At 54.1% G+C, this 15699-nt stretch carries 15 protein-coding genes; 10 read left to right on the forward strand and 5 right to left on the reverse strand.

Annotated features, from left to right (window positions below):
* Positions 1–15: 15 nt before the first annotated feature.
* Positions 16–978, reverse strand: coding sequence for a calcium/sodium antiporter (locus ACMHXE_RS18880; protein ID WP_413733084.1), 963 nt, complete (start codon positions 976–978; stop codon positions 16–18).
* A gap of 284 nt (positions 979–1262) precedes the next feature.
* Between ACMHXE_RS18880 and mlaF the strand changes: the two genes are divergently transcribed.
* From mlaF to murA, 7 genes are read left to right on the forward strand one after another with little or no spacing between them, the layout of a single operon-like run.
* Positions 1263–2090, forward strand: a complete 828-nt coding sequence (gene mlaF, locus ACMHXE_RS18885) for a phospholipid ABC transporter ATP-binding protein MlaF (RefSeq protein WP_224865895.1) — start codon at positions 1263–1265, stop codon at positions 2088–2090.
* Positions 2077–2862 carry a lipid asymmetry maintenance ABC transporter permease subunit MlaE gene (gene mlaE, locus ACMHXE_RS18890; protein WP_039033480.1) on the forward strand — a complete coding sequence of 262 codons (786 nt, stop codon included), beginning with the start codon at positions 2077–2079 and terminating at the stop codon, positions 2860–2862. Before mlaF ends, mlaE begins: the two co-directional genes overlap by 14 nt.
* 43 nt (positions 2863–2905) lie before the next feature.
* Complete coding sequence (gene mlaD, locus ACMHXE_RS18895; protein WP_101056043.1) at positions 2906–3379, forward strand: outer membrane lipid asymmetry maintenance protein MlaD; 474 nt, start codon at positions 2906–2908, stop codon at positions 3377–3379.
* Positions 3380–3389: 10 nt separating this feature from the next.
* Complete coding sequence (locus ACMHXE_RS18900) at positions 3390–4046, forward strand: phospholipid-binding protein MlaC (protein ID WP_101056022.1); 657 nt, start codon at positions 3390–3392, stop codon at positions 4044–4046.
* A complete protein-coding gene (locus ACMHXE_RS18905; protein ID WP_101056021.1) occupies positions 4043–4330 on the forward strand; it encodes a lipid asymmetry maintenance protein MlaB in 288 nt (95 codons plus the stop codon). Before ACMHXE_RS18900 ends, ACMHXE_RS18905 begins: the two co-directional genes overlap by 4 nt.
* Positions 4331–4337: 7 nt before the next feature.
* Entirely contained in the window at positions 4338–4595 is a 258-nt protein-coding gene (locus tag ACMHXE_RS18910) for a BolA family protein (RefSeq protein ID WP_039033477.1), read from the forward strand.
* A gap of 9 nt (positions 4596–4604) precedes the next feature.
* A complete protein-coding gene (gene murA / locus ACMHXE_RS18915; RefSeq protein WP_101056020.1) occupies positions 4605–5864 on the forward strand; it encodes a UDP-N-acetylglucosamine 1-carboxyvinyltransferase in 1260 nt (419 codons plus the stop codon).
* Positions 5865–5929: 65 nt separating this feature from the next.
* Here the strand turns inward: murA and ACMHXE_RS18920 are convergent, their stop codons facing one another.
* Both ACMHXE_RS18920 and ACMHXE_RS18925 read right to left on the reverse strand, forming a co-directional pair.
* Positions 5930–6889 carry a GGDEF domain-containing protein gene (locus ACMHXE_RS18920; protein WP_101056019.1) on the reverse strand — a complete coding sequence of 320 codons (960 nt, stop codon included), beginning with the start codon at positions 6887–6889 and terminating at the stop codon, positions 5930–5932.
* A gap of 15 nt (positions 6890–6904) precedes the next feature.
* Entirely contained in the window at positions 6905–7900 is a 996-nt protein-coding gene (locus tag ACMHXE_RS18925; protein WP_101056018.1) for a response regulator, read from the reverse strand.
* A 363-nt stretch (positions 7901–8263) separates the two neighbouring features.
* Between ACMHXE_RS18925 and ACMHXE_RS18930 the strand changes: the two genes are divergently transcribed.
* Complete coding sequence (locus tag ACMHXE_RS18930; protein WP_101056042.1) at positions 8264–9067, forward strand: crotonase/enoyl-CoA hydratase family protein; 804 nt, start codon at positions 8264–8266, stop codon at positions 9065–9067.
* A gap of 90 nt (positions 9068–9157) precedes the next feature.
* The gene (locus ACMHXE_RS18935) at positions 9158–9661 is read left to right on the forward strand and encodes a YqhA family protein (protein ID WP_039033473.1); all 504 of its coding nucleotides are present in this window, start codon (positions 9158–9160) and stop codon (positions 9659–9661) included.
* Positions 9662–9736: 75 nt separating this feature from the next.
* Here ACMHXE_RS18935 and ACMHXE_RS18940 read toward each other — a convergent pair whose 3' ends face one another.
* Positions 9737–10717, reverse strand: coding sequence for a DUF3530 family protein (locus tag ACMHXE_RS18940; RefSeq protein ID WP_146226012.1), 981 nt, complete (start codon positions 10715–10717; stop codon positions 9737–9739).
* A gap of 227 nt (positions 10718–10944) precedes the next feature.
* Positions 10945–13851 carry an RNA polymerase-associated protein RapA gene (gene rapA / locus ACMHXE_RS18945; RefSeq protein ID WP_101056016.1) on the reverse strand — a complete coding sequence of 969 codons (2907 nt, stop codon included), beginning with the start codon at positions 13849–13851 and terminating at the stop codon, positions 10945–10947.
* A 345-nt stretch (positions 13852–14196) separates the two neighbouring features.
* On the opposite strand from rapA, the gene ACMHXE_RS18950 reads away from it, so the two are divergent.
* On the forward strand, positions 14197–15591 hold the full coding sequence (locus tag ACMHXE_RS18950) for a PhoH family protein (protein WP_039033471.1): 1395 nt from the start codon (positions 14197–14199) through the stop codon (positions 15589–15591).
* The last annotated feature ends 108 nt before the right edge of the window (positions 15592–15699 follow it).

Here is a 15699-nt window from a genome sequence, read left to right on the forward strand (position 1 = left end):
TTTTGCCCTTCATCGCTAGTGGGATTGAAACAGGCTGTATTGATAGCCAATGAAGCTTATCAGTAGTAAGGCACCGTGCCAGCGCTTGAGTTCACGTTGTTTGCCTGTGCTCAGCACCAGGAGTGCCAGGGCACAACTGGTGCCCAAAACCATATAAAAGTCGCGTCCGGCCGCCGCGGCATCGATTACGCCCGGGGCGATAAGGCCGGGTATTGCCAGTACCGCCAGTATGTTGAACAGGTTGGAGCCGACAATATTACCTATGGCCAAGTCGTCCTCTTTCTTGAGTACTCCGGCCACGCAGGCCGCCAGTTCCGGCAGGCTGGTGCCCACGGCAATGATGGTCAGGCCGATAACCAGATCAGACAGTCCAAAAGACTTGGCAATACCTACAGCACCTTCGACCATCCAGTCTGCCGACAGCGGCAAGAGTACCAAGCCTATGATCAACCAGAGTACCGCTTTGGCAGTGGGCACATCTTTGGGGATCTCGGCATCGGCTTCGTCGGCGAGCGGATCCTTGTTCTTGTTGGTCAGTGCATGCCAGATAAGATAGCCCATTAAGCCGAAGAACAGCGCCAGCAAAGTACCCCCTTCGCTGCGGCTCAGATACTGATCGTGCAGGAAGTAGCCTGCCAGCACAGTGGCGCCCAGCATCATGGGGATCTCCCGCTTCAGGGTCTTGGAGCTGACGGCAATAGCTCCGAGCAGGGCGGTTAAACCCAGGATCAAGCTGACATTGGCGACATTGGAACCCAGCACATTTCCCACGGCCGTATCCGGCATGCCGGCCATAGAGGCGCTGGCGGCAACGAACATCTCAGGGGCCGAACTGCCCATGGCGACTATGGTCAGTCCTATCAACATGGGAGGTAATCCCAGGTTACGGGCAAAAGCCCCGGCGCCATAAACGAATTTATCGGCACTCCAGACCAGGACGGATAAGCCGGCGAGCAGCAAGAAAATATTGAATAACATGCAGTAAATAAAGCTACGGATTCTGGCGTGCATTTTCGCCGTATTTGCTACAAATTGAAAGTATCACGGCGCGATACTATTGATTCAGTTGTGCGCTTATCCTCAATTGCGTACAATTTATCGCTTATCTTTGGCTTGGCCAGACGGGTTACCGGGCGCCATTCAGCGTCAATTCAGTAAGCCTGCGGCAGTATCAAGCCTTATAACGGCGGGCCTTATGTGCCGTGGTGCTACAGCCGCGCCGTAACTTGAATTCCACTAGACAAGGTCTCCATTTCATTTTGATGCCGGAATCCAACAAGCAGCAAAATCCTTCTCCCCTGGTCGAGGTCAACAACCTCGGCTTCAGTCGTGGCTCGAGGGTAATTTTTGAGCAGGTAAGCCTCACGATTCCCAGAGGTAAAGTCACTGCCATCATGGGACCCAGCGGCATAGGCAAGACTACGCTGCTGAAGCTCATTGGTGGGCAACTGACTCCGGATCATGGCGAGGTGCTGTTCGATGGTCAGGATCTTCACAAGCTGAGCCGCCACGAGCTGTTTGAAGCTCGTAAGCGGATGAGCATGTTGTTCCAGAGCGGCGCCCTGTTTACCGATATGAATGTGTTCGATAACGTGGCGTTTGCACTCAGGGAGCACTCAGGGCTGCCGGAAGCTATCATCCGCCGCATAGTGTTGATGAAGCTTGAAGCCGTAGGACTTCGCGGGGCGGCGCAGTTGATGCCGAGCGAACTTTCCGGCGGTATGCAGCGCCGGGCAGCCTTGGCTCGTGCCATAGCACTCGAGCCGGAAATGGTGCTGTATGACGAGCCGTTTGCCGGTCAGGACCCCATCTCCATGGGAGTGCTGGTGAAGCTGATTAAAGAGCTGTCCGATGCCTTGAATCTCACTTCAGTGGTGGTTTCCCATGACGTTGGCGAAGTGCTGAGCATTGCCGACTATGTGTATGTGATTGCCGACAAGCGCATCATAGCCCATGGCACACCGGCCGAGCTCAAGCAGGCCGACAATCCACAGCTGAGGCAGTTTATCGACGGTATGCCGGATGGCCCTGTGCCTTTTCACTATCCGGCGCAGGATTATCAGAAGGAGTTGCTCGGTGAGCTTGACTGATTCGATAGCCAACCTTGGCCGCAATGCCCTGGGTCTGATAACAGGTCTCGGCAAGGCCGGAGTGATGCTTTGGGGCGCCCTGGTGCAGCTGCCACGGCCGCGCAAAGGCTTGCCACTGCTGATAAAGCAGGTTTACGTCGTCGGCGTGCAGTCCATGGTGATCATTTTGGTTTCCGGGCTGTTTATTGGCATGGTGCTGGCGCTGCAGGGCTACAACATTTTGGTGGATTTTGGCACCGAAGAGAGCCTGGGCCCCATGGTGGCGCTGAGCTTGCTCAGGGAGCTTGGGCCAGTGGTCACAGCCCTGCTGTTTGCCGGCCGCGCCGGTTCAGCCCTGACTGCTGAACTGGGGTTGATGAAATCCACAGAGCAGCTCTCCAGTTTGGAGATGATGGCGATAGATCCGCTACGGCAGGTGATTGCGCCGCGCTTCTGGGCCGGGGTGATCAGCATGCCGTTGCTGGCCTTGATGTTTACCACTGTGGGTATCTATGGCGGTTATCTGGTTGGGGTTGAATGGAAAGGTATAGACAATGGCGCCTTCTGGTCGATTCTGCAGGCCGCGGTGGAGTGGCGGCAGGACATAGTCAACTGTCTGATTAAAAGTTTTGTTTTTGCCATAGTGGTGACCTGGATAGCCCTCTATCGAGGTTATCAGGTGGTGCCTAATCCGGAAGGGATTAGCCGCGCGACCACTCAGACTGTGGTGCAGTCCAGCCTGGCGGTATTGGCGCTGGACTTCTTATTGACGGCGCTGATGTTTGCCCGCTGATTTTGGCGCCGGCGCATAATGGATGATTAACTCTGGTGACTCTATGTTGACACGAAAAATTGAATTTATGGTGGGACTCTTCCTGTTGGCGGGACTGGTGGCTTTTTTGCTGCTGGTATACAAGGTGGCCAATGTGGAGGTGCAGTCCGCTAGCAATACTTACACTCTGACAGCTAAGTTCAGTAATATTGGCGGCCTTAAAGTACGCTCGCCGGTCAAAGTGGGCGGTGTGGTTGTCGGCCGGGTCAGTCAGATCACCCTGGATCCCAAGCAGATGGTGCCAGTGGTGACTCTGACTATGGATAAGCGTTACGACCAGTTTCCTGAAACCAGCAGCCTGGCTATCTTGACCTCTGGCTTGCTGGGTGAACAGTTTCTCGGCTTGACGCCCGGGTTTATGGATGACGATATCGCGATTTTGCAAGATGGCGATCGCATTGACGATACCCGTTCGGCACTGGTGCTGGAGGAGTTAATCGGACAGTTTTTATATAGCATGGGTTCAAAGGACAACTAGGAGCACTGAGATGTTTAAAGGGATAATCCGTAATCTGTTGGCCGTCGCCTGCCTGGCGTCTGCATCGGTGGCACAGGCGGCCGATATCGATACCAGCAACCCTTATGTCATGGTGGAGCAGGTTGCCGACAAGACATTTAATCGTTTTCACCAGGATAAGAGCATTATCGACAGCAATCCGGATCACCTCAAGGTGATCGTTAAAGAGGAGCTGATGCCTTATGTGGATTACAAGTACGCCGCTTACAAGGTGATGGGCCAATACCTGCAGCAGACCACCAGAGAGCAGCGTGATGCCTTTGTCGATGCGTTTGAGGGCTATCTGGTTTCCACCTATGCCCAGGCTTTTACCGAGTACACCAATCAGAAGGTGGAATTTGGCCGCGCCATCGACTTCAGCCAGGAAAAGATAGTCGAGGTGAATGTACAGATCATTGAAGCGGGTCGTCCGCCCATCAAGTTGCAGTTCAAGGCACGTCGTTTGAAGGACGATACCTGGAAGGCCTTTGACCTGGTTGCCGAAGGTGTCAGCTTGCTGGCCTCCAAGCAATCGGAAGTCACTACACTCATTCGCCAAAAAGGCATAGATGCCGTGATTGAGATGCTTAAAGAGCGCACTCAGGCTCACGTGGATCCCGATGGCCCCAAAGGCAAGGATGCGCTATGAAGCTTGAGCCACAGGGCGATAGCTGCAAGTTGAGCGGGCGTTTGACTCAAGAAGAAGTCACCCGCTTGTGGAAAACGCGCAAGACACTGCTGCCGGCCGATGTGCGCCGGTTGGATCTCAGCGAGCTGACATACTCGGACAGTGCCGGCATGGCGTTTCTAATGGAGCTTGTCAGTCTCAGAAAGGGGGAGCTGACCCTGGCTTCTCCCTCGCCACAGGTGCGTAAGTTGATCGCCCTGTATGATTTGGATGCCTTCTTTACCAAAGAGGGCCAAACTAGGTAAGTTTCCTATGAATACCACAGAGATAGAACAAATATTAAAGGACTCACTCTCGTTGACGGAAGTTTATGTCAGCGCCGAAGGCAGTCATTTCAAGATAGTGGCCGTGGGTGAATGTTTCGATGGCATGAGCCGTATCAAGCAGCAGCAGGCTATCTATGCGCCCCTGATGGATAAGATCACCAGTGGTGAGATGCATGCGCTCAGTATCAAGACTTTTACGCCTACCCAGTGGCAGCGTGAAAAAATCTTCAACATGCCAGCCTAGAGTATCAATGTGGATAAACTGAAAATTCAGGCAAGCGGTGCGCTTGCCGGTAACGTGGTGATCTCAGGAGCCAAGAACGCCGCTCTGCCTATCCTGATGGCCGGGGTGTTGACTGAATCGGAATTCCTGGTCTCCAACGTACCTAATCTGAGGGACGTTAACACCAGCTGTAAGTTATTGCGTTGCCTCGGTGCCGATGTCAGCGAGCAAGGTAAAGGGCAGATACGTATCGATGCCAGCGGCATCAATGAGTTTTGCGCCCCTTATGATCTGGTGAAAACCATGCGCGCCTCGATTCTGATCCTGGGGCCCTTGCTGGCACGTTTCGGTAAGGCGGATGTGTCTCTGCCGGGGGGCTGCGCCATAGGTGCCCGGCCGGTGAACCTGCACCTGCATGGCCTGGAGCAGATGGGCGCCAAGATAGAAGTCGATGAAGGCTATATCAAGGCGCGGGTCGATGGTCGCCTCAAGGGCGCGCATATCTTTATGGATATGGTCAGTGTCGGTGCCACGGAGAATCTGCTGATGGCCGCGGCCTTGGCCGATGGTGAAACCGTGATTGAAAACGCCGCCCGCGAACCCGAAGTGGTGGACCTGGCCAAGTGCCTTATCGCCATGGGGGCCAAGATTGAGGGCGCCGGAACAGCCACCATACGGATTCAAGGGGTGGAAAAACTCAATGGGTGCCGTTATCGGGTGATGCCGGACAGAATTGAGACAGGCTCGTTTCTGGTGGCTGCAGCCGTGACCCGTGGCCGGATCCGTTGTCTGGATGCCGATCCTGGCTCGCTGGAAGCTGTGCTGGCCAAACTGGAAGATGCCGGCGCCGAAATCCTTACCGGCAGCGACTGGATAGCCCTGGATATGAAGGGCAAGCGTCCCAAGTCAGTCAATATCAAGACTCTGCCTTACCCAGGATTTCCGACCGATATGCAGGCGCAGTTCTGTGTGCTCAATGCACTGGCAGAAGGCACAGGCACTATCACGGAAACCATCTTTGAGAACCGCTTTATGCATGTGCCCGAGTTGAACCGTATGGGCGCCAATATGGAGCTGGAAGGCAATACTTGTATTATTCACGGTATTGAACAGCTCAATGGTGCTCAGGTGATGGCGACCGATCTGCGGGCGTCTGCCAGTTTGGTGATTGCCGGACTGATGGCCGAAGGCACCACAGTGGTGGATCGTATCTATCATCTGGATAGAGGCTATGAACATATCGAAGATAAGTTCAAAGGCCTAGGTGGCTCGGTAGAGCGCCTCTCCTGACCCGGTTGCACGACCAATAAAAAACCACTCTCAGAGTGGTTTTTTATTGGTGTCTTCCCGGCAAATCAATCGCTGAAAATACTGACGCAGTTGCGGCCGGAAACCTTGGCCTGATATAGGGCTTGATCGGCATTGGCCAACCATTGGTCGCTGTTTTCCACCTCGTCACTCAGATCGCAGATCCCCAAACTGATAGTAAAAGGTACCGGCTGACCATTGAAGCTGAAGCGGCTACTTTCTATCTGAGTGCGTAGCCGCTCGGCAAAGGAGCGGGCATCTTCGGCGCTGGTGTGGGACAAGACCACGGCAAACTCTTCGCCGCCATAGCGCCCGGCGCAGTCGGTTTCCCTGAGGTTTTGGCTGAGAATATGGGACAGATGCTGAATAACCCTGTCTCCGGCGATATGCCCCAGGCTGTCGTTAATCCGTTTGAAGTGATCTATATCGAACATCACCAGGCTGGCTGGCTCGCCATAGCGGGTGTGGCGATCAAACTCCCGCTGCATGCAAAATTGCCAGTGTCTGCGATTGTGCAGTTGGGTCAGGCCATCGGTTTGACTCAGGTGTTCCAGGCGTTCGTTGGCGCTTTTGAGCTGTAGCTTGTTGATGGCGATATCCGTCACATCATAGATAATAATGCTGATATGGGAGATCTGCCCGGTCAGAGAGGCCAGCGGCAGCAGGGTGACATTCTGGAACATGAATTCGGCGCGGCCTGTGATGGGCCGATAGTTCTTGAATTTGAATACATAGGGCCTCTGCTCCCAACTGATGAAGGCGCGGTTTTTCAGCAGAAACACAGATTCCATCTTCTGCTTGAGCCAACTGGCCGGCAGATCCGGAAAACGTTCAAACAGGTTGTTGCCCTTGATATCGTTGGGAGAGACGCCACTGTGGTTTTCCATAAAGCCATTCCACAGCTGAATATTGTATTCTCTGTCCAGCACCACCAGGCCAACCTCTATGGTTTGCACCATGTCGATCAGCCAGTGCAGTTCATTTATTGCATTCAAATCCTTTGCCATGGCAAACCTGTTTTGTCAGTTCATCAGATAGCCGAGCTTGAAATTCAGCGTCGGCAAGGAGTCTTCGGTAAAGAGCAGTAGCAGATCACACTGCACATTGTGATCTTCGATGCGATAGTTGATCTCCATCGCCAGCGTGCGCTGCCAGCGATCTGAGTTATCGTGGATCAGATCGTTCACTGTGCAATGCCGTCCGAGCACCACAGGGTGTGCCTGGCTGAATTGCATATCCAGCTGCTCCGAGATGCCGCTGAGGAAGGCGCCGATCAACACGTTGGCTGTGTCGATCATCACCTCGATTTCCGTGTTGGTGTCTTCGGGGTCTGACAGGCCCATCAATTTGGCCATATCCTTGAAGCTGGAGTCGTGAAACAGCAGTAGCGCCTCACCGGCAATGCCGGCACCGATAAAACCCTGACACAGCGCCGATATCTTGGGGCTTTGCTCTGTGGCTTTGAGTGCCATGGTCAACTCACTGACCTCCAGCACATTGACGTTGGGAATGGGCAGGAGCACAAATACATCCAGCAACTTGGCCAGCAGATCGGCGGCGCGACCCATGGCAACGTTGGCGACTTCCTGGCAGGCATCACGCATATCCACCTGGATCATTGGCTCTTCGTTGCCGTCGCCGCCTTCGGCCAACTGTAAAATGCCATATTCCTGTAGTATGTTGCGAATGGCATCTGCACTGACGGGCTTTTGAATAAAATCCAGCGCGCCCAAGGCTTTGACTCTTTGATGGGCTTTAATTTGGATATCGCCCGAGACGACTATCACCATGGCCGGCAGATCTTGTTGTTGAATGGCTTGCAACACTTCATAACCGTCCATGACCGGCATATTGAGATCCAAAAAGACAATCTCACCCTTGCCGGCGCGGATAGCCTCAAGTCCTTCGGCGCCATTGGCAGCAAAGTTGATGTCGACTTCCCATTCTTTGGGAAGAGTACGGGCCATCTGCTTTCGCGCCAGTGCAGAGTCGTCGCATATGAGTACCGGAATCGCCATAGAGATTTCCTGTTCTACCGCATTACTTGAAGATAACACCTACAGCGGCATTTTTTGTGATTATCCTCTGACTATGCCGCTGGATCAGTGAGGACAGGGCCGATAGCAATATACCGGCGGATACGGACTTTATGCCCGTTTCTCATATTTGGCAGGATAAAATCTTATTTAGTGCAATGGCTTGCCTGTTGAGGGTCGATATTGTGAACACTTGTCGCCACTAAGTCAAAACCAATGTCAGTTTATTGACGTAAGCCAAAATTTAAACTGTGCTGTGATATTGAAATAGAGAGATTTTTGATCTGGCCTGACCTGTTTGATGGTGATACCGTTAACATAACTTCAACTTTCAAGGACCTGCAGATGCAGTGGCAGACTCTCAGCCTGGAATGGCAGCAACAGTTGGCTATCGTTAGCTTGAACCGGCCGGATAAGCTCAACGCCATTAATTACACCATGTTCAGCGAGCTCAAGGCGATGGCGCGTCATTTGCGCCGTCAACGGCATTTGCGGGCGGTGATCCTTAGAGGCGAGGGCGGCCAATTCAGCTCGGGCTTGGATATCAAGAGTGTGGCTAACTCTCCCTGGCAAGCGCTGAAGCTGCTGTTCAAGTGGCTACCGGGCAATGCCAATTTGGCGCAGCAGGTGTCTGTCGCCTGGCGAGAGCTACCGGTTCCTGTCATTGCCGTCTTGGATGGCCGCTGCTATGGCGGCGGCTTGCAAATTGCGCTCGGCGCCGATTTTCGTATTGCCGCCAATGACGCCGAGTTGTCAATAATGGAGGCCAAGTGGGGCTTGGTTCCCGACATGGGTGGCCTGGTGAGTTTGCGGGAAATTCTGGCAAAAGATCAGGCATTGAAACTCAGTATGACGGCGGAATTAATCCCGGCTCCCAAGGCGTTGGAACTTGGGCTGGTGACCGAGTGCTGCAGTGATCCTCTGGCCCGGGCACAAGAACTGGCATGTGGGCTCAATGAGCGCTCTCCGGATGCGTTGGCGGCGATAAAGCTGAGTATCAACCGCAGCTGGAAAGGTTCCCGCAGGCGCCTGCTGGCGCGGGAGTCCTGGAGTCAGGTACGTTTGCTCTTGGGGCGTAACAGAACCATTGCCGCCGTGCGGCAGGGCAAGGACCCCGAGCGGGCCTTTGAACCGCGGCGAAACTGGTGAGATATCCTTCACGGCTAAATAAATATTAACTTGACCTATATGACAGAAGCGCCTGAAAATCCGTCACTTTATTTATAAATAGGAATTGGGATGCGGATTTTTTTTGAACGCTTGCTCTGGGGCAGTCGCTTGTCTGTCATGGTTGGAGTCTTCTCCTGTGTGTTGGCGGCCTTGGTCACTTTTGTCATGGGAGTCAAGGACGTGCTGCATATGTTTGCCCTACTGTGGGAATACCTGCTCAGTGGCAGCTATGATGTGCGCAATGATCTTGTGATGGTATTGGTGGAGATACTGGATACCTTCCTGCTCGGGGCCGTGCTGCTGATCTTCGCTTTCGGCCTCTATGAACTCTTTATCCGTAACCTGGAACCGGCCAGTAACTCGGATACCGGCGGCAAGATATTGATCATCTCCAGCATAGATGCGCTCAAGAGCAAGCTGGGCAAAGTGATATTGATGATGTTGATCATCAAGGTGTTTTCCTTCTTTGCCGATATCAAACCCAGCTCGGCACTGGACTTGCTGTTCATGGGCGGCACAGTGGTGCTCATCTCCCTGGCATTAATGTTCTCCAATGGCGGCAAGAAAGAGTAATCGCATTCCCGACATTTACTCTACGGAAAGCTTGGCCTGGGAGCCGATTTCGGCAGCAACTTCTGTATTAGACGGTCACTGATTGGCTTCAGTGGCCGTTTTTTCGTTTGCTGCCAGCTGTTTCAGCACCTTTCTGGCCATGCCTTCTATCATCATCAAGGTGTTTTCAAAGGCTACATCCTGACGCAGATCCAGCGCCAGTAATTGCTGCCGGTATTGATTGTCCGGCTGGCTCATTGCCAGCGATTTACGACTTTTTACCGTGGCCTGCGAGGCTTGATGACCGTCGGGGGATTGGATATCGAGTACCGCCAACTCCAATCCGGCCAGCTGCTTTGGCAAGGCCAGATTGGCATCGGGATCGTCAAGGTAGGGATTGATCACCACCAGCAAGTCCGGTTTGGCCAACTTCTGCGCTGCCAACAACTCAATTACCAAGGCGGCGGACTGATCCTGGGCTATCAGCAAGCGCTTGCCTGGAAAGGGGGCTCCCAAGGTGTCCAATTGCGCCAGACTCTGTTGGATAAAGCTCTGTTGCTGTTTCCTGAGTTTCTGCCATTCCTCTGCCTCTCGGCGGCTCGTTGCCTGGTTGCGTTTCCCCGGCATTTTGCCATCGCCTGCCTTGCTTATTTCCTGGGCCTCTGTGGTGAAGTTGGGCTGCTCAGGAAAGGGCGGTGGTGTGATGCTGAGACTGGCCCAGCCTGCGGGATTGATGTTGCGGCGCAAGAAGGCGTTGAGCCCGGGGGCATCGGCGTGGGTGCCGGGAGGCGGCAGTAACAGCGCCGCGCCCAATTGTTTCGGGCCACTCCAGGGGCGTATCAGAACGGCTTGCTCCTCGCCATCTACTTGGATCTTTTGCAGTTCTGAGGCGGCGACATGCTCCAACGCCCGGCTATTGTCTCTGGGTTTCATAGGGGCTGTTTCAGGCGTTTGACTCGCTGGCTCTGGTTGAGTCTGCGCCTGGTTGGCCATGTCTTTGTTGGCTGGTTCGTCGGCTGCCAGTGCCATCAAGGGGAAAAAGCACAGCATAGCTATCGTCCTGGATATCAGCGCCAAGGGAACTCCTTAAACTTTTCATAGGCTGGAATAGCATGATTCTGCAGCCTTTATTGACTCAATGCCAAAATTATAAGCCGCAAATTTGTGCACTAGTAGCTGTTGTATCGAAAGTTTGTGTGTCGATCCAATGCTTGAAGGCGTGGTGCACCAGGGCTTCTGAAATTTAGCGCAAAAAACAAGACCCGCAGTTAGCGGGTCTTGGGGGATGATATTTGAGTGGATTATCAGGCGTGGCTGACCAGCACCAGGCGCACGGCATCGAGCTGCAGCTGGCATTGATCCAAATAGCCGCGTAGTTCGGCTATCTGATTTTGCAGATACTCAAGCTCGGCATCGCGGATATTGGGGTTCACCGCCTTGAGGGCTTCCAGACGTTCCAGCTCGGCGCCCAATTGGCGCTCCATCTGCTGCTGCGCTTCGGCCTGCAGGTTGGACATAGCCTCCATAGCGTGGGCTTCGCCCTTGGCCAGCAGTGGATGCAATATCGCCTGCGAGGCGTTGACCAGTTTGCTGCCGATATGGCGGTTAACCGCGCTGAGCTGGCGATCAAAATGCTCGTAGCTCACCTTGTCAGACAGATTGTTGCCGTCTTTATCCAGCAGAATACGCAGTGGTGTCGGCGGCAGATAGCGATACAGCTGGCTGGACTTGGGCGCCGAGGCCTGTGCCAGATAGATAAGCTCCAGGAACACGGTACCTGCCGGCAACGCCTTGTTCTTGAGGATGGCAACACTTGTGGTGCCTGTCTCAGAACCTGTGATCAGATCCAACCCGGTTTGCACCAGAGGATGCTCCTGGGTTATCAGGGCGATATCGTCGCGGGACAGGGCGGTTTCCCGGTCGAAAGTCACGGTAATGCCATCTTCCGGCAGGCCAGGATAAGTGGGATACATCATGTGCTCACTCGGGCGCAGCACTATGGTGTTTTCGCCTCTATCGTCCTGATCCAGACCTATGATGTCCCACAGACGGATCACTGAGCCGATAAGCTGGGTGTCGTTATCCATCTGCGCCAGTCTCTCGGCCAATGCCAATGACCTGTCGCCGCCGTGGGAGTTGAGTTCCAGCAGCTTGTCGCGGCCCTGCTCCATTGCCTGCTTTAGCTCTTTATAACGGCTGCGGGTGTCGCGCAGCAGCTTAGCCATCTCTTCTTCGTTTTCTTCTACCAGCAGTGGCAGCAACTGGGCGCCAAACTCCTTGAACAGAATATGACCGCCGGGGCAGGTGAGTTCGAAGGCGTTGAGGCCTTCATGGTACCAGGCCAACAGACGCTCCTGCGCCGTGTCGGTGAGGAAGGGCAGGTGGATCTCTACATCATGGTTCTGACCTATGCGATCCAGGCGACCTATGCGCTGTTCCAGCAGATCCGGGTTCAATGGCAGATCAAACAGCACCAACTGGCTGGCGAACTGGAAGTTACGCCCTTCGGAACCGATTTCCGAGCAGATCAGCGCCTGGGCACCACCCTCTTCCTGGGCGAAGAAGGCACCGGCTTTGTCCCGTTCTATGATGGACATGCCCTCATGGAACACAGTGGCGAGGATCCCTTCACGGGTGCGCAGCGCTTCTTCCAGACTCAGCGCCGTGGCGGCCTGACTGGCGATGATCAGCACTTTCTTGCTGCGGTTTTGCTTGAGGAAATCGATGAGCCAGTCGACCCTGGGGTCGAACTTCCACCAGGCGGCGGAGTTTTCATCAAACTCCTGATACATTTTTTCCGGCGCCAGCGCGTAGGCGGCCTTCATTTCCAGGGTGCGGTGACCATTCATCATGGCACTGACTCGGGCCGCAGTGAGGTACTGCTCCGGCATGGCCTGTGGATAGGCGTTGAAAATGCGTTTCGGGAAGCCTTTGACCGAGGCGCGGCTGTTGCGGTACAGCACCCGACCCGTGCCGTGCCTATCGAGCAGCTCTTGCAGCAGCTCGTCACGGGCGGCTTGCTGCTGCTCGGCATCGACGCCGTCAGCCTGGATAAGGCGAATAGCGGGGGCGATATCTTTCTCGGACAAGAGTTCGGTCAGGCTGTTGATGGCATTGTCGGGCAGCTTGTTGCCACTTGCCAGCGCCTCGGCGGCGAGGGCCACCTCTTTGTAGCCTTGTTCCTCTTTGATAAAGGCTTGATAGTCGTAGAAACGATCCGGATCCAGCAGTCGCAGTCGGGCAAAGTGGCTCTCATGGCCCAACTGATCCGGGGTCGCGGTCAGCAGCAGTACGCCGGGCACCACTTCCGCCAGAGCTTCAACCACCTGATAGGCCCGGCTCGGAGCCTCTTCGGTCCACTCCAGGTGATGGGCCTCATCGACCACCATAAGATCCCAGTCGGCATCCAGCGCCTGGTCGAGACGGCGCTTCTTGCGCAGCAGTTCCAGTGAGCAGATCACCAACTGTTCGGTGTAGAAGGGGTTGTCATGGTCGGCAAAGGCTTCGATGCAGCGATCTTCATCGAATACGGCAAATCGCAGGTTAAAGCGGCGCAGCATCTCCACCAGCCATTGGTGGCGCAAGGTATCTGGTACTATCACAAGTACCCGCTCGGCGCGGCCTGTCATCAACTGTTGATGAATGATGAGGCCGGCTTCTATGGTCTTGCCCAGACCCACTTCATCGGCCAGCAGCACCCGTGGCGCGTAGCGGCGCCCGACCTCATGGGCAATCCACAGCTGATGCGGAATAAGGCCGACTCTGGGACCTTGCAGCCCCAGCAGATCTGAGGTGGCCAGATTGTGGCGCAGCTGCTGGGCGGCGTAGCGCACTCCGAATCTGTCCAGTCTGTCTATCTGGCCGGCAAAGAGCCTGTCTTGCGGTTTGTTGAAACGAATATTGTGATCCAGCAAGGTTTCCCTCAGCTGCACTTCTTCGCCGGTTTCGCTGTGAATGCCGGTGTAGATCACCAGCCCGTCTTTTTCATCCAAAGAGTTGATGGTCAGTGTCCAGTTTTCATGGCTCTTGACCTGATCACCTGGGTTATAAATCACCCGGGTTAACGGGGCGTCGTTGCGGGAGAACATGCGGTTCTCTCCGGTGGCGGGGAACAGCAGTGAGACCATGCGGCCTTCCAGTTGTACTACTGTACCCAAACCAAGCTCTGATTCGGTATCACTGATCCAGCGTTGACCTAAGGCGAAGGGCATCTTTAACTCTCATCTTCGGGCGGATTCACAAAGGGCGCGTATGTTATACCAATCCGAGTATAATACCAATCCTGCCCAGCAGGCCTTTTCGTCCGCTTGTCATCCAATCGTCATCTTTAGCATCCTACACTCAAAAACGGATACCGCGCAGTGGCCATTAAAGAGACTGCAAAGGGTATTTGTCATCCGTTGCTAAAGGTGCCAGTATTAGTTTAAGCCATGTCACAGTGGTGAAACCTACCCGCAATCAGTTAGAAACAGGAGTGACATATACCCCAACCCCAGGCCTGCGCTGGCCCATGACAACAAAGCTGTGAGTAGCTCATTGACGCAAATGGAGGCGCCATGGAACAAGACGACAGAAAGTTGTTTGTACTTGATACCAATGTGTTATTACATGAACCCTTAGCGATTTACTCCTTTAAAGAACATGATGTTGTGGTCCCAATGACGGTACTGGAGGAATTGGACCAGATAAAAGACAGAAAGCGGGATGTCAGCCGCGATGCCAGGGTCGCCATTCGGGCGCTGGAAGATATCCTCGGCGGCAAGACCACTCCGGAACAGATAATCAAAGGGGTTCCCCTTCCAAGCCGCGAAGGGCACACAGATGCCACAGGTACTCTGGCCATCTTCCCCGACCACCAGATTGAATTCACCATAGGCTCGCTGCCCGGCGACAACAACGACAACCGCATCATCAACACAGCCCTGCATCTGCAAAATCAATACGAGCCCCGTACCGTGGTGCTGGTCACCAAAGACATCAATATGCGTCTCAAGGCCAAAGGTGCCGGGATACTCCTGGTAGAAGACTACCGCACAGATCAGCTGATCGATGACATACGTTTTCTGTCCAAGGGTTTTCATCAATTTGAAGGCAACTTCTGGGAGCATCTGCACAAAGTGGCCACCGAGCGTCATGGCCGTCATACTGTGCACGATGTGCCGCTCAAGGACCTGGGCGACGATCTGTTTTATATCAACCAATATCTACTGGACGATGAGTCCGAATTTTGTGGCCGGGTGGTCGGCCGCAGTGAAACCAGTCTCAATGTGCTGGATCTCGGTCGCGATCGCCTGATGAATATGGAGGCCTGGGGCGTGAGACCGAAGAACATCTATCAGGGCATGGCGCTGCAGGCCTTGATGGATCCCGATATCGATCTGGTTATTCTCACCGGCCCAGCAGGATGCGGCAAAACACTGTTGGCGATGGCGGCAGCATTGGAGCTGGTGGTGGAGCGAAATCTCTACGACAAGGTGATAGTCACCCGTAACACCCCGGAAATTGCCGAATCGATAGGCTTCCTGCCGGGCACGGAAGAGGAAAAAATGGCTCCTTGGCTGGCGGCAATTACCGATACCCTGGAGGTGCTGCACAAGCATGATGTTAACCCCAGTGGTTCACTCAACTACATAATGGAAAAGGCCAATATCCAGTTTAAGTCGATTAACTTTATGCGTGGGCGTTCGATTCAGAACTCGGTGGTATTGCTGGATGAGTGTCAAAACCTGACGGCCTCACAGCTGAAAACCATGATCACCCGTATGGGAGAAGGCACCAAGCTTATCTGTTGCGGTAACCTGGCGCAGATAGACTCCAACTATCTGACCGCGGTCACCTCGGGTTTAACCTATATGGTTGAACGCTTTAAAAATTTTGAGGGTAGTGCCAACATTTATCTCAACGGCGTAGTGCGCTCACGGCTGGCAGAGTTTGCCGAAGAGCAGCTCTGATAAACCCTGCTACTGAAAAAGGCCCCATTTCGGGGCCTTTGCTTTGTGCGGGGTACTGCATATGCAGCCAAATTAAGTATATGATATCTTTCTTCCCCACCGCTTGGG

Source organism: Shewanella sp. BJSY2023SW007 (genome assembly GCF_047314525.1).
GTDB classification, from domain to species: Bacteria; Pseudomonadota; Gammaproteobacteria; order Enterobacterales; family Shewanellaceae; genus Shewanella; species Shewanella chilikensis.

Coding starts and splice junctions, on each gene's coding strand:
- ACMHXE_RS18880 (WP_413733084.1), bottom strand. CDS start 978: ATGTTATTCAATATTTTCTTGCTGCTCGCCGGCTTATCCGTCCTGGTC.
- mlaF (WP_224865895.1), top strand. CDS start 1,263: ATGCCGGAATCCAACAAGCAGCAAAATCCTTCTCCCCTGGTCGAGGTC.
- mlaD (WP_101056043.1), top strand. CDS start 2,906: ATGTTGACACGAAAAATTGAATTTATGGTGGGACTCTTCCTGTTGGCG.
- ACMHXE_RS18900 (WP_101056022.1), top strand. CDS start 3,390: ATGTTTAAAGGGATAATCCGTAATCTGTTGGCCGTCGCCTGCCTGGCG.
- ACMHXE_RS18905 (WP_101056021.1), top strand. CDS start 4,043: ATGAAGCTTGAGCCACAGGGCGATAGCTGCAAGTTGAGCGGGCGTTTG.
- ACMHXE_RS18910 (WP_039033477.1), top strand. CDS start 4,338: ATGAATACCACAGAGATAGAACAAATATTAAAGGACTCACTCTCGTTG.
- ACMHXE_RS18920 (WP_101056019.1), bottom strand. CDS start 6,889: ATGGCAAAGGATTTGAATGCAATAAATGAACTGCACTGGCTGATCGAC.
- ACMHXE_RS18925 (WP_101056018.1), bottom strand. CDS start 7,900: ATGGCGATTCCGGTACTCATATGCGACGACTCTGCACTGGCGCGAAAG.
- ACMHXE_RS18930 (WP_101056042.1), top strand. CDS start 8,264: ATGCAGTGGCAGACTCTCAGCCTGGAATGGCAGCAACAGTTGGCTATC.
- ACMHXE_RS18935 (WP_039033473.1), top strand. CDS start 9,158: ATGCGGATTTTTTTTGAACGCTTGCTCTGGGGCAGTCGCTTGTCTGTC.
- rapA (WP_101056016.1), bottom strand. CDS start 13,851: ATGCCCTTCGCCTTAGGTCAACGCTGGATCAGTGATACCGAATCAGAG.
- ACMHXE_RS18950 (WP_039033471.1), top strand. CDS start 14,197: ATGGAACAAGACGACAGAAAGTTGTTTGTACTTGATACCAATGTGTTA.